Consider the following 13,089-nt stretch of genomic DNA (forward strand, 5'->3'; position numbering starts at 1 on the left):
GTGGATCACCTCGCAGTAGCGGTGAGCGTCCGGGAGGACGCCGTACCGGAGACGCTGTAGGGCACCAGGGCGAGCCGCAGCGGCTCGGGGACCCTGGTCGGACGGGTGTCGGTGTTGGGGCCGCGCATGCAGGCGATCCGCTGCTGCCCCCGGGCGACCAGGGTCTCGCTTCCGTCCGGCCCGAGCCGCACGTAGTCGAAGGTGAAGGCGATCTGGGTCTGAGTGAGGTCCACGAGCCGCATGCGGATGGACAGTTCGTCGAAGGCGGTGATCTCGGCGAAGAACTCGCAGTCCACCTTCAGGGTGAACAGCTTGAGGTCGGCCCGGATGTCGGCGAGCACGTCGGGTGCCCGGTCGCGCAGGAACATCTCCCGGCAGCGGCCCTGCCAGCGGAGGTAGTTGACGTAGTAGACGTTGCCGACGAGGTTGGTCTCCTCAAAGCCGACCAGGTGGCGGTACTCGTAGTAGTCCGGTTGCGTCATCGGGTCCCCTCGGTCAGCACGGTGAACGACACCGGATCGGCGACGCCCTCCAGGGCGGTCGCGAATGACGTGATGCGGTGTGCGCCGCCGCGGAAGGCCACCCAGCCGGCCGGCAGTCCCGCGTCGCCGTCCAGGCTCAGCGCGGCCACCGCGTGGCCCGCCTTGCGCAGTGTCTCCACCGCGCCCCACACCCGTGTGGCGGCCAGGCTCAGTGCCTCGCCCCGCCCCTCGGCGAGCAGCCGTGCCAGTGCCAGGCCGTCGGCGCCGAGCAGCGCCGCCCACTCGTCGGCCGACCGTTCGACGGCCACCTCGACGTCGCAGGTGACGGCCTGGTCGGCGACCACGGCGAAGGTGACGCCCGCCGCGTGCGAGGAGGACACCCGTCGGCCTTCGGCCAGTTCGGGCCTTCCGTCGGGCCGGTGGCGCACCTCGGTGGTCCGCCCCAGCGCCCAGCTCACCGCCTGGGCGGTGCGCTGCCTGCGCTCGTCCACCGAGGACCCGTCCACCGGGCCTCCGGGCAGCACGACGCACCGCAGCGGGTGGCCGAGCGCCGCTTCGGCGCGCCGTTCCAGGAAGGGGCCGAGCAGCGCCGGCAGCCAGGGGCCGGCTCCGTCCTGCTTGCGCACCGCCCGCAGCAGCAGGCCCTCCCAACGCTCGACCAGTCGGCCCTCCTCGTCGCGGACGTCCAGGTCGTAGAGGTAGCTGTCGCCGTCCCGGGACCGCTCGCGGGCGTCGAGGAACAGCAGCCGGCCGGTCGGTCGCGCCGGCCGGGCCGCGAGATGCAGCCGTGCCACGCTCACCGGCAGCAGCGTGGCGTCGGGCACGCACGCCTGGATGGAGTGCATGAGCGCGTCGCGGGTACCGGGATCGGCCAGTACCAGTTCGCCCGGATGGTAGGCGGCGAACCAGTCGGCCCGGGGAGTGTCGTCGATCTCGGCCAGGCAGTGCTTGGCGGCCAGGTCCCGGTAGCCGAGCAGCCGCTGGAAGCGGTCGCCCTGGAAGAGCACCGGCCCGTACAGCTCACCGGGTGCCAGCGGCACGCGCGGCACCTGCTCTGTGACCGGCACCGGATCACCGGCCGACTCCCGCCCGCCGAAGCGCAGGACGGCGCGGAAGTGGTCGGCCTGGAAGCCGGTCTCACTGCTGCGCACCACCACCTCGACCGTGCCGGGTCCGGTGACCAGGGCGGCCACCCGCAGGGTCGTCGTGCCGCTCACCGGGACCACGATGGGCCGCAGGAACCGCATGTCCTCCAGCACCGGGGTGTGCTGGTGGCCGGTGAGCGCGGTGGCCACCTGGGTCATGGCCTCCATGCCGAGGACGGCGGGGAAGAGCAGGTCGCCGTCCAGCAGATGGTCGGCCAGGTAGAGGTCGCTGCCGGCGCCGAGTTCGGCGTCCGCGACCAGTTCGATGCCGGGGTAGTGCACCTGGACGCGTTCCAGGAACCGCAGCAGCGGGGTTTCGCGCTGCTCCAGGGTGAGCGTCGGCAGGCCGCCGGCCCGGCCCATCACCACCAGGGCCGGCGGGGTACCGGTGTCGGCCAGCAGCCGGCCGAGCAGTTCCACGCCCTGGTCGGCGGGGATCGGCTCGATGCCCTCGCGGACCAGGGCCTCCAGGACGCCCAGCCGCTCCCCCATGCCGGCACCGGACCAGACCGACCACTCCAGTGCCAGGCAGCGGCAGTCGGGGTAGTCCTGCTGGAACTGGACGGTCAGCTCGGTGAGCCAGTCATTGGCGGTGGCGTAGTCCGCCTCGCCGCGCAGTCCCGCCCGGCCGATGATGCTGCCGAATGTCACGAAGAGGCGCAGCGCGGCCGGGTCGATCGCGGCCAGCACCGCTTCCACACCGTCGATCTTGGTGGCCAGCGTGCGGCGGAACGAGTCCTCGTCCAGGTTGGCGAGCGCCTGCGGCTGGTTGCGGCCCGCGCCGTGCAGCAGGCCGGTGACCGGGCCGAGCGCCATGGTGATCTCGCCCACCGCGGCCTTGACCTGGTCGACGTCGGTGACGTCGGCCCGCGCGTAGTGCACCCGGACACCGGCCGCCTCCATGCGGCGCAGGTTGTCCGCGAGCTCGGCGTCTTCGGCCGGGTCGGAGCGGCCCATCAGCCCGATCGCCGCACCGCTCGGCCCGGCCAGCGAGATGGCGCACTCGGCGGTGATGCCCTTGCCGCCGCCGGTGATGAGCAGGACGTCGTCGTCGTCCAACGCCTGGTGGGTGGAGTCCGTCGTGAGGTCCACCGCCCGCAGCACCGGCTCCCGCCGCACGCCCTCGCGGTCGTAGTGCACCTCCCTGAACCCGGTGGTGGCCAGCACGTCCGCGGCGATCCGGGGGCTGATCCGTTCGGCGGCTTCGGCCGTCATGTCCCCGGGCAACGGCAGGGTGACGACGGTGACCGGGATGTCCGGTGCCTCCAGATGCAGCGTCTTGGCCAGGCCCGCCGCTCCCCTGCGGTCGCCGACGGCGACCAGCCGGGTGCCGGCGGCACGCCGGTCCGGGTCGAGTGCGGCTCGGGCGGCGGCGAGCATCAGGCCGATGTGCTCCTGACCGCAGTCGCGGGGAAGAGCGAGGAGCACGCCCCCGCCGGGCCCGGCCGTGCGCAGCCGCTCGGCCAGCGGGCCGGCCAGCGGGTGCCGGTCGGAGGCGAAGACCTGCCAGTCGCCACCGGGCCCGGCGGCAGGACCGCCGGACAGTTCGGCCGGCGTCAGATCGACCACGAACGGGCGCACCCAGCTCGCGACGCCCGGGGCGGCGGAGGGCTGGTGGTCCTCGGGCGACTGCTCCGACAGCTCGTCAAGGAGTTCGGCGAGTTGCCCCAGCGTGGAGGTGGCGAAGGCGGTGGTGACCATGGGTGCGGAGATGCCCAGCTCCTGGGCGGCCTGGTTCATGATCTGGCCGACGGTGATGGAGCTGAGGTGCAGTTCGTCGAGCGGGTTGGCCGCCGGATCGACCGTTTCGACCGGGAGTTCGGCTCGCTCGGCGGCAAGCCGGAGCAGCACTTCCAGGCTGGAGGCGTCCTCCTTGTCGGCTGCCGTGGTGCCCGCGGTGGCCGCGGTGGCCGCGGGAGCGGTGAGCTCGGGCAGCGCGGCCGGTTCGGAGGGCTCCAGCACGAAGTCCTCGTCGTTGGACTCGCAGGGGCTGGCGAAGAACAGGAACTCCTTGTCCAGCGGCAGCGGCCTGGTGAAGCGCCCGGCGAAGAGCTGACCGTGCCGGACCGGTGCGCCCATCGTCCAGGCGGCGGCGACCGTGCCGAGCAGCCCGGTCAGTGACAGGGCGTCCGCCTCGGTGGCGACCGCGGGCACGTCCGGCAGGATCTCGGCGGCCAGCGACTTGAGCACGTGGCCCGGTCCGACCTCGATCAGCAGGTCGACCTCGCCGTCCATCTCCTGGAGCGCCTCGGTGAACCGGACCGGTTGCAGTACCTGGCGGGTGAGCAGGTCCACCACGTCGGTGTCGGCGGGCAGCAGTCCGCCGGTGACGGTGGAGATCAGGCCCTCCCCGATCCGGCCGAACCGCTCGGTCCTCAGGTGCTCGGCGAGTCCGGCCGCGGCCGGAGCGACGGCCGGTGAGTGGAAGGCGTGTGAGACGTTGATCCTCGCCGCGCCGACGCCCTGTCCGGCCGCCAGCGCGCAGACTCGTTCGACCGCCGCGACCGGGCCGGACACCACGGTCTGGCGCGGGCTGTTGTAGCCGGCGATCACCACCGGCTCGCCGGCGGTCAGGGTCTCGGCGAGTTCGGGGGTCGTCGCGAGCGCCGCCATGGTGCCCTCGCCGTCGCCGGCCGCGGCCATGATCCGGCCGCGGACGCCGGCCGCGCTCAGCACGGTCGGCTCGTCCATGGCGCCCGACCAGTGCAGGGCGGTCAGTTCCCCGAGGCTGTGGCCGGTGGCCCGGACCGCCTCGATGCCGAGGATGTCCAGTACTCGCAGGCCCGCGACCGAGGCGGCCACGATCCGGGGCTGAGCGACCTCGGTGGCGACCAGGTCGCCGTCGGTGGGCAGCGAGAGCCGGTCGTACAGCTCGTCCACGGCGGCGAACCGGCGACGCAACGCGCCTCCGTCGCCCCGCTTTCCGGCGCCCTGCCCCGGGAAGAGGAAGGCGATCCGGGGGGCCGAGCCGGCGCTGCCGAGGAAGACACCCTTCTGGGTGTCCAGCAGCGTACGGACTCCGGCGGCCAGTTGTCCGGCCAGCTCGGTGAGCCGCTCGGTGGCCTGCTCGGGCGAGGCGACGAGCACCGCGGCGCGCAAGGGCCGGCCGTCCAGCTCGCCGTGCAACGTGGCCGCCAAGTCGCCGAGTTCGGCGTACGAGAGCTGGGCGCAGAACTCCGCGAGGCGCGTCGCCTTCTGCCGCAGCTCCTCCGGGTCGGTGCCGTCCAGCAGGAACAGCTCGACGTCCTGCCGGGAGGCGACCAGTCTGCGGGTGACGCTCGGCACGGCGCTGCGCCGCAAGCCGTCGGCGTGCTCGACGACGACGTGGGCGTTGATGCCGCCGAAGCCCATGGAGGAGACCCCGGCCCGGATGGGCATGCCCTCGGGCCACAGCTCGGCGCGGTCCGGCACCCGCAGTGCGGGGGTGGGGCCGAGGAGTTCGGGATGCGGGTCGAAGTGGCTGGTGGCGGGCGGGATCACCTGGTGGCGGACCGCGAGGATCGCCTTGAGGAGCCCGGCGACGCCGGCCGCGGCCTTGGTGTGGCCGAAGTTGCCCTTGACGGTGCTCAGGGCGGCCGGGGCGAGTGCGCCGGCGGCGCGACGTGCCTCGGAGAAGGCGCGCAGCTCGGTGGCGTCACCCACGGCCGTTCCGGTGCCGTGGCCCTCCAGGAGGCCGATGGTCTCCATGCCGAAGCCGGCCGCGCGGTAGGCGCGTCGTATGGCGAGGCGGTGGCCGCTGGCCTCGGGCCGGGTGATGCCGCCCTTCCCGTCGGAGGAGTAGCCCCAGCCGGCGATGGTGGCGTAGCGGAACCGGCCCTGCGCGCGGGCGTCCTCGTCCCGCATCAGGACCAGCATGCCGCAGCCCTCGCCGGGCCAGAAGCCGTTGGCGCCCTTGTCGTAGACCCGCATCTCGCCGGTGGCGAGCGCGCCGGTCTTGGCGAAACCGATCACCTCGAAGGGGTCGATGCTCAGGTCCACACCGCCGGCCACCGCCACGTCCATCGTGCCGCGGGCCAGCGCGTCGCACGCGGTGGAGACCGAGAGCAGGGAGGACGAGCACGCGCCGTCGACGGTGAAACCGCCGCCCTTGAAGTCGAAGTGGTTGCAGATGCGGCCGGCGATGGTGTTGGCCAGGCCGCCTGCGAGGGTGTCCTCGCCGATGGGCGGGAAGGCGCTCTTGTAGCGCTGTTCGAGGCCGTCGAGGAAGGCGGTGAGCGCCTCGTTCTCCCAGCCCTGCTCGCGCAGCGCGGCGCCGACGGTGCGGCGGACGTACGGCCAGCGCAGCCGCATCAGATTGGCCCGGCTGAACTCCCCGGTGAGGGTGTTGCCGATGATGACGCCGGTGTTGACGTCCGCCAGCCCCTCGCCGAACGGGAATCCCGCGTCCTCCAGGGCACGGGCGGCGGTGTCCAGGGCGAGCCAGTGGGTCATGTCGGTGGAGCGGAAGGTGCTGCCCGCCACCCGGTAGCGGACCCGGTCGAACTCGAAGCCCTCGATCACCGCGGCCTTGGCGCTGTAGAAGCGGTCGGGCGCGGTGGGGTCGGGTGAGTAGTAGTCCGCGGCACGCATCCGCTGGTCGGGCAGTTTCCGGAAGGCACGGCGGCCCGCCAGCACGTTCTGCCAGAGCTGTTCGGGGTTCTCCGCGTCGGGGTAGCGGCAGGCGATCCCGACCACCGCGATCCGGCCGGACAGTTCCCGCTCGTCGTTCTCGGCCGTGGTGACGGGCCGCGGTTCGCGCACGCTCATGCCGCCACCGCCTCGTTGTCGGCCAGGCGCCGCGGCTCGGCGGGCCGCGCCACCGTTCCGCTCGCCCCGTCCGGTTCCCGGCGTCGTCGCAGACCGTGGGCGACCCACCAGCCGACACCGCGGACGGCACACACGATCGTGGTGGCGAAGAAGAGTGTGTACACGACGTTGAAGAGCATCAGCAGCCCGTAGACCATGGCGACCGAGGAGCCGAACATGAACTGGTTGCGGCCCTTGGACGGGGTGGTGCCGGGGTCGGTGATCATGTAGTTGGTGAAGAGCACGAAGGCGACGCCGCTCATCGGCCCGAGCGCGGACCAGATCGCCACGTCCCACAGGAAGTGGCGCAGCACCGCCTGGATGACGAAGCCGCCGAGCCAGCCGACGATCAGTGGTACTCGCTTGGTCAGCATGGCGTTGATGACCGTGCCCGCGGTGGCGATGACCAGCGGGATGCCGACCCGGAAGAACGTGTTCGCGTTCTCGGTGAACTCGTACGGCGGGGCGATGCTGATCCAGGAGCCGAACATGAGCAGTGTGACGGTGATACCGAAGTTGGACGGGTTCATGTAGTGCCGCATGCGCCCGTTGATCGGTGCCTGGAGGACATGCTTGCCGGCCACGCCGATGAAGACACCGAGCAGGATGGGCAGCAGCAGGTCGTTGCCGTAGAGCAGCATGTTCACCGCGAGCGCGGTGATGTGGGCGGGCAGCAGGAACTCGTACACCCTGCGGAACCCCCCGCCCAGGAAGCGGGCCCGGCGGTTGTGGGCCCAGGCGCTGATCACCTCGAGCACCATCTCGACGGCGTAGGCGAACGGCGCGCAGATGATAGGCCACAGCCAGGGCTGCTCGAAGCCGAGCAGCGTGTAGCCCAGGATGTTGAACACGCTCATGGAGATGGCGAAGTTGCGCAGTGCCAGGTAGCGGGGGTCCCGGTTGGGTTTCTTCTTCTCGGCGTGGGGCCGGGCGTCGTGCGGAGCCGCCTCGACAGTCTGGGAACGGGTCTCGGTCATCGGCTCGTCACCTCCTGGATGTCGTCGGTCAGCATGAGGGTGTGGCTGCCCGCGGAGAGCTGCCGGGTCTTGGTGTGCAGGCCGCCGTCGCTGTCGCGCCACGTGAAGTGCGCTTTCACCGGGCCCGTATAGGTGTCGAGGCCGAAGCGCACGTCGAAGCTGCGGAAGCCCCCGTGTCCGCCGCCTCCGTCGAGCTGGGCGATCTGCCGCCCTTGCGGGGTGGTGATGCTCACCGTGGTGCCGTACGCGGGCGAGCCGGGTGCGGCCAGGCCCTCTCCGGCGGTGCCGTCCGGCGCGGGCCGGTACAGCCGCAGTGTCAGGTCCTTGCCCAGCTTCGGGGCCTGGTTGGCGTAGAACGCGGGCGGGCCCCACTGGCGGGCTATCGCGAAGTCCAGCGCGCCCCTGCCGGTGGTGTCGGCGGTGGCGATCCCGCGGGTCGGGATCGGGACGTCGAGGCCGAGCTGCTCGCTCACGTTCGCGTACTTGCCGCTGCTGGTCCGGGCGTAGAACGCCATCACCTCGTCGCCGGCCAGGTCGTCACCGGGGCCGACGTGCGGCCACATCGCGGGGTTGGAGAGCAGGTTGTCGTTGGTCATGGCCATTTCCTGGAGCCACGGCCAGCGGTCGATGTCGCCCTTGACGAAGCCGTCGGCCTGCAGGATGTTCTGCTGGCCGTTGTTGAGGAAGTCGCCCATCTTCGCGTCCCAGCCCCAGCCGGTCCAGGCGACGCCGTTCTTCTGCGCCTCCTGCTTGAACGGGGCGACGCCCTTGCGCAGTTCGGTCTTCGCGGCGGCCGGGCTGTCGGCCTGGTTGACCCAGAGGAAGTTGCTCTCCTCCAGGCCCCAGGCGACGGTGATGTTGCTGACCATCATGTCGAAGCTGCCGTTGCCGTCGACGTCACCGAAGTCGACCCCCATGCCCTTGAAGGAGCCGTTGCCGAGCACGAACGACTTCGGGGTCGTCGGGGTGCGCTCGCCCTTGGCCTCCGTGAAGCGGATCTTGCCGGGGGTGGATCGGTTGTGCAGCAGGTGCCCGTGGCCGAAGTCGTTGGCGATGTAGACGTCGGGCAGCCCGGAGCCGGTCAGGTCGGCGCCGGAGATGGCCAGCGTCCAGCCGGTGGAGCTGGCGTACGGGATGGCGTCCTTCTCCTCGACGAAGGAGACGTCCGGGTCGGTGCCGGCCGAGGCCTTGTACCAGCGCAGCACGTGGTCACCGCCGGCGTTCTTCGCGCTGGAGAGCGAGTCGTTCATCTCGACGTTGTCGAGGCCGTGCGGGTCCAGCACGTCGGAGTCGGGGAAGTAGTTCCCGACGATCATCGACGGGTGGCCGCTGCCGTCGAGGTCCGCGACGTAGACGGCGTCGGTGTTCCACCGCGGCCCGTGGTACTTGCCGTCGAGACTCTGCGAGGCGACGACCTCACGCGGGACGTACGCGGACGCGGACGGGGTCTTGGCGTCGGACTTCGCCAGGAACAGCACCGGAGTGCGGCCCCAGTAGGTGACCAGGAAGTCGTTGCGGCCGTCGCCGTTGAAGTCGCCGGGGGTGCAGCCGGTGGGCGCCATGGCCTCGTCCATCGGCAGCGGCTTGCCGTCCAGCACGAAGGGCGTGAACCGGTCGGCGGTACGAGCGGTCGGCGTGTAGGTGACCACGACCGAGTCGGTACGGGTGTCGACGATGCACATACCGTTGGCGAGTCCGTGGCCGGTGACATCGTTGACCGCGATGCTGGCGCCGACCGAGGAGATCCAGGCACGAATCTTCTCGTAGGCCGGGTTCACCTCACGGATCGTCTTCTTCGGCTGCGCGTCGTATCCGGGCGGCATCGCGATCGGCATCTCCTTGAACTTGTACGCGGCAGCAGCCTGATCACCGCCCGCGACGGATACCGAGGTACGGACGACGAAGAACAGCGAGGTCGCCACCAATATCGTGACCACCCCTGGGATGAGCCTGCGGAATCGCTGTCGGTACGACATCCCATTTCCCTCCCGTGAACGAGAAATAAAAAGCTGACCGAGGACACTGCGAATGTAATCCTGAAATTACTGCCGCAGCACCTGGCACTTGAGGATCTATCAGCCCGGCAAGGACTGCTTCTCTGACGTTGCCACGGTTCGTGGGGGCGGTTTCAGCCCGTTGAGGCAACGCCTTCGGTCGGTGCGGGGGATATCCAGGGCCGCGTCATTGAGCAGTCTCGGAGAAGACCGGATGCCGGCGGCCCTGAAAAACTCGGGTGAGATCGGTCCCTTTCGCATCACACTCTGGCGAGGTTTTAAATCCATGACGCACACGTATGACGCGATCATCGTCGGGGCGGGCTCCGCGGGTGCGGCGCTCGCGGCCCGGCTGAGCGAGGACCCGGCTCGTTCGGTACTCCTCATCGAAGCGGGCCCGGACTTTCCCGATCCGGCCGGCATCCCGCACGACATCACCAACGGCAATGCCATGTCGATGAGCAAGCACGACTGGCACTACCGCGCGGAGATCATGGACGGCCGACGCATCCTCTTTCCCCGCGGAAAGGTCACCGGCGGCTCGTCCGCGGTCGGTGCCACCATCGCGCTGCGGGGCGTGCCCGAGAACTACGACAAGTGGGCGGCGGCGGGTAATCCGGCGTGGGCGTACGAGCGGGTACTGCCGTACTTCCGCCGGCTGGAGGACGACCTGGACTTCGGGGGCCGGTACCACGGCAAGGGCGGACCGGTGCCGATCCGCCGGTTCCAGCCGGACGAGATGACCACCATGCAGCGCGCCTTCACCGAAGCGAGCCTGGCGGCCGGATTCCCCGAGGTCTCCGACCACAACCACCCCGAGGCGACCGGTATCGGTCCGATCCCGTCCAACCGGCGCGACCCTCGCCACAGGGTCTCGACGGCGATGGCGTACCTGACGCGCGAGAGTCGGGCACGGGAGAACCTGACCCTGCGCAGCGGGACGCTGGTGCACGAGGTGCTCTTCGAGGGCGATCGCGCGGTGGGCGTCCTGGTGTCGGCCGGTGGCGGCGAGCCTGAGGAACTGCGGGCTCACAAGGTCATTCTGTCGGCCGGCGCTGTCAACACCCCGACGCTGTTGATGCGTTCGGGCATCGGCCCGGCCGACGACCTGACCAGGTTCGGAATCGATGTCCGGCTGGACCGGCCCGGGGTCGGTGCCCACCTGATGGACCACCCGCGGACCGGCGTGTTCATGCGGCCCAAGGGCGGGGCCCTGGACGAGAACGTGCCTTTCCTGCAGTCCATGGTGCGGACCACGGCCAAGGGCTCCACCGACTTCAACGACATGCAGTACTACATGGTCAACCACTTCGATCTGGAGCTCTTCCCCGAGCTTCAGATGCTGGCGGGCGCCTCGATGATCTTCGGTGTCATGGTGGTGGACCAGCAGCCGGAGTCCGTCGGCCGGCTGCGGCTGGCCTCGGCCGACCCGGCGGCGGGGCCTGACATCCAGCTCGACTTCCTCTCCACCGAACGGGACCTGGAGAAGATGGTCCAAGGCGTCCGGACCTGCTGGGAGCTGGCCAACCACCCGGAAATCGCGGCGCGGGGCGACGGCTTCATCGTGCTGAACGACAAGCTCATCGAGAAGGACGCGATGGTCGAGCAGTACGTGAAGGTGAGCCTGGACAGCGGCTACCACCCGGTGGGCACGGCCCGCATGGGCACCGCTGACGACGCGGGCGCCGTGGTGGACGAACAGCTGCGGGTGCACGGGGCGGACAACCTGTACGTGGCCGACGCCTCGGTGATGCCGAGCATCGTCAACTGCAACACCAACCTCACCTCGATCATGATCGGTGAGCGGCTGGCGGATTGGCTGCGCGCCGAGTGAGCTGAACCCGCCCGGCCTCCCCCGACGGCCGTTCCGGCGCCTGCCGCGCCGGGACGGCCGTCCGTATGTCCAGGTCCGGCCGCCGGCAGGCGCACACAGGGCAATATGAAAGACGAGACGCCGTCACTATTCCTGCCACCATATGAGAAAACAACGCCGCGATTACCCGCCGAACAGCAGACCCGGATATTTTTCTGTTTTTCTCGATTGGTTCGCGGGGCGGCTCCCACAATCGGTTGAAAGGCGATCACCCATGACCGATCCGAATGTGCTGAGCACGGTCCGCGTCCCCCTGGTGGGGGAGGACGAGGCCCAGGGCAGGACCGCGGAGCTGTACGAGGCGATCAAGTCCCGGATGGGGATTCCCTTCGTGCCGGACATGTTCCGCCTTGTGTCCAGCCGCCCCGATCTGCTGGAGGTCGTGATCGCCGGCTACGGCGGCGTGTTCAACGACGGCGTACTGCCGCGTGCGACCCGGGAGATGATCTCCGCCTGGAGCTCCAAGGTCAACGGCTGCCCGTACTGCGTGGGCACCCACAACTGGTTCCTGGCCCAGTTCGGCGGCGATCAGGAACTCACCGACGCGATCGCCGACGCCGCCTCGGTGGAGGACCTGCCGATCGACGAGCGCACCAAGGAACTCATGCGCCTGGTCACCCAGATCTGCACGGGGGCGTTCCGCGTCACCGACGAGGACTGGGCCAGGACCGAGGCCGCGGGCTGGACCAACGCGGAGATGCTGGAAGCGGTCTTCACCGCTTCACTCTTCGCCTTCATCAACCGCCTCGTGGACGGCCTGGGCCTGGGCGACTCGGTGGCCCGCAGCCGGATCGCCTCGCAGCCGGAGGACGCCACCGTGTCCGAGCAGCGGCTGGCAGAGCCCCGATGAGCAGCCCCTCGCGAGCGATCCTGCTCACCGGGGCGTCGTCGAGCACCGGCATGTCCTCCGGCACCGGAAAGGCCGTGGCGCTGCGGCTGCACCGGGCCGGCTGGCCGGTCTACGCGACCGCGCGGCGGCCCGAGGCACTGGCCGAGCTGGAGGCCGAGGGCATCCAGGTCCTCCAGCTGGACGTCAACGACGAGGATTCGATGAGGGCCGTCGTCGACAAGATCACCGCCGAGCACGGCTCGGTCGGCACTCTGATCAACAACGCCGCCTACAGCCTCAACGGCACCATCGGCGAGACCCCGATGGACGAGGTGCGCAGCCAGTTCGAGACGAACGTCTTCGGACTGTGCCGGCTGACCCAGCTCGTACTGCCCGGCATGCGGGCCCGGGGCAGCGGCCGGGTGATCATGATGTCGTCCATCTTCGGTCAGTTCGCCACCCCGGGCCGCGGCTACTACCAGGCCACCAAGCACGCGTTGGAGGCCATCAGCGATTCGCTGCGCCTGGAGGTGGACGCGTTCGGCATCAAGGTGGTGCTGGTCGAGCCGTCGCCGGTGCTCGGGGGGTTCGTACCGATGTCGGTCGCCGACCTCGGGATGTCCGGGGGGCAGGAGAACAACGGTCTGTACGACGACTTCTGGCGGTACTTCGTCGACTGGCACGGCGCCTACCGGGAGACGGAGAAGCCGAGCGGCCGCGGCCGGATGGCGGTGCGCGCGAATACCGTGGCGAAGGTCATCGAGAAGGCGGTGACCAGCGACAACCCGCGGATCAGGTACCGGATCGGGATGCCGTCCCGGTTGCTGCCGCGGATGCGGTGGACCATCGGGGACAGGATGTTCGAACGCTTCGTCCGGGCGTTCTTCCCCGTCCCCTAGGCCTGCCGTTACCGTGGCCCCGCCCGGGCCCGCCGATGGCGGCGGCCGGGCGGGGCGCGGACGCGAGCCCCGCGGCAGGCCTTGCCGGCGAGTCGTTCAAGGGCG

At 70.4% G+C, this 13,089-nt stretch carries 7 protein-coding genes; 3 read left to right on the forward strand and 4 right to left on the reverse strand.

Annotated elements, in window-relative coordinates; genetic code table 11:
- Positions 1-5: 5 nt before the first annotated feature.
- Genes ACIP4O_RS24525 through ACIP4O_RS24540 form a run of 4 tightly spaced genes read right to left on the reverse strand, consistent with a single transcriptional unit; the run spans position 6 to position 9,365 of the window.
- A complete protein-coding gene (locus ACIP4O_RS24525; RefSeq protein WP_164282968.1) occupies positions 6-482 on the reverse strand; it encodes a thioesterase family protein in 477 nt (158 codons plus the stop codon).
- On the reverse strand, positions 479-6,373 hold the full coding sequence (locus tag ACIP4O_RS24530; protein WP_401577530.1) for an SDR family NAD(P)-dependent oxidoreductase: 5,895 nt from the start codon (positions 6,371-6,373) through the stop codon (positions 479-481). The genes ACIP4O_RS24525 and ACIP4O_RS24530 overlap by 4 nt, the downstream gene beginning before the upstream one ends.
- Entirely contained in the window at positions 6,370-7,389 is a 1,020-nt protein-coding gene (locus ACIP4O_RS24535; protein ID WP_401577532.1) for an enediyne biosynthesis protein, read from the reverse strand. The genes ACIP4O_RS24530 and ACIP4O_RS24535 overlap by 4 nt, the downstream gene beginning before the upstream one ends.
- Complete coding sequence (locus ACIP4O_RS24540; protein ID WP_401577534.1) at positions 7,386-9,365, reverse strand: FG-GAP repeat domain-containing protein; 1,980 nt, start codon at positions 9,363-9,365, stop codon at positions 7,386-7,388. Before ACIP4O_RS24540 ends, ACIP4O_RS24535 begins: the two co-directional genes overlap by 4 nt.
- 304 nt (positions 9,366-9,669) lie before the next feature.
- Here ACIP4O_RS24540 and ACIP4O_RS24545 point away from each other — a divergent pair, with 304 nt between their 5' ends.
- The 3 genes from ACIP4O_RS24545 (at position 9,670) to ACIP4O_RS24555 (ending at position 12,984) form a co-directional block, all read left to right on the forward strand.
- The gene (locus tag ACIP4O_RS24545; protein WP_401577536.1) at positions 9,670-11,217 is read left to right on the forward strand and encodes a GMC family oxidoreductase; all 1,548 of its coding nucleotides are present in this window, start codon (positions 9,670-9,672) and stop codon (positions 11,215-11,217) included.
- 253 nt (positions 11,218-11,470) lie between these two features.
- Entirely contained in the window at positions 11,471-12,106 is a 636-nt protein-coding gene (locus ACIP4O_RS24550; RefSeq protein ID WP_164282960.1) for a carboxymuconolactone decarboxylase family protein, read from the forward strand.
- The gene (locus tag ACIP4O_RS24555; RefSeq protein WP_401577538.1) at positions 12,103-12,984 is read left to right on the forward strand and encodes an SDR family NAD(P)-dependent oxidoreductase; all 882 of its coding nucleotides are present in this window, start codon (positions 12,103-12,105) and stop codon (positions 12,982-12,984) included. The genes ACIP4O_RS24550 and ACIP4O_RS24555 overlap by 4 nt, the downstream gene beginning before the upstream one ends.
- The last annotated feature ends 105 nt before the right edge of the window (positions 12,985-13,089 follow it).

Source organism: Streptomyces sp. NPDC088923, from assembly GCF_044749745.1.
Taxonomy (GTDB): domain Bacteria; phylum Actinomycetota; class Actinomycetes; order Streptomycetales; family Streptomycetaceae; genus Streptomyces.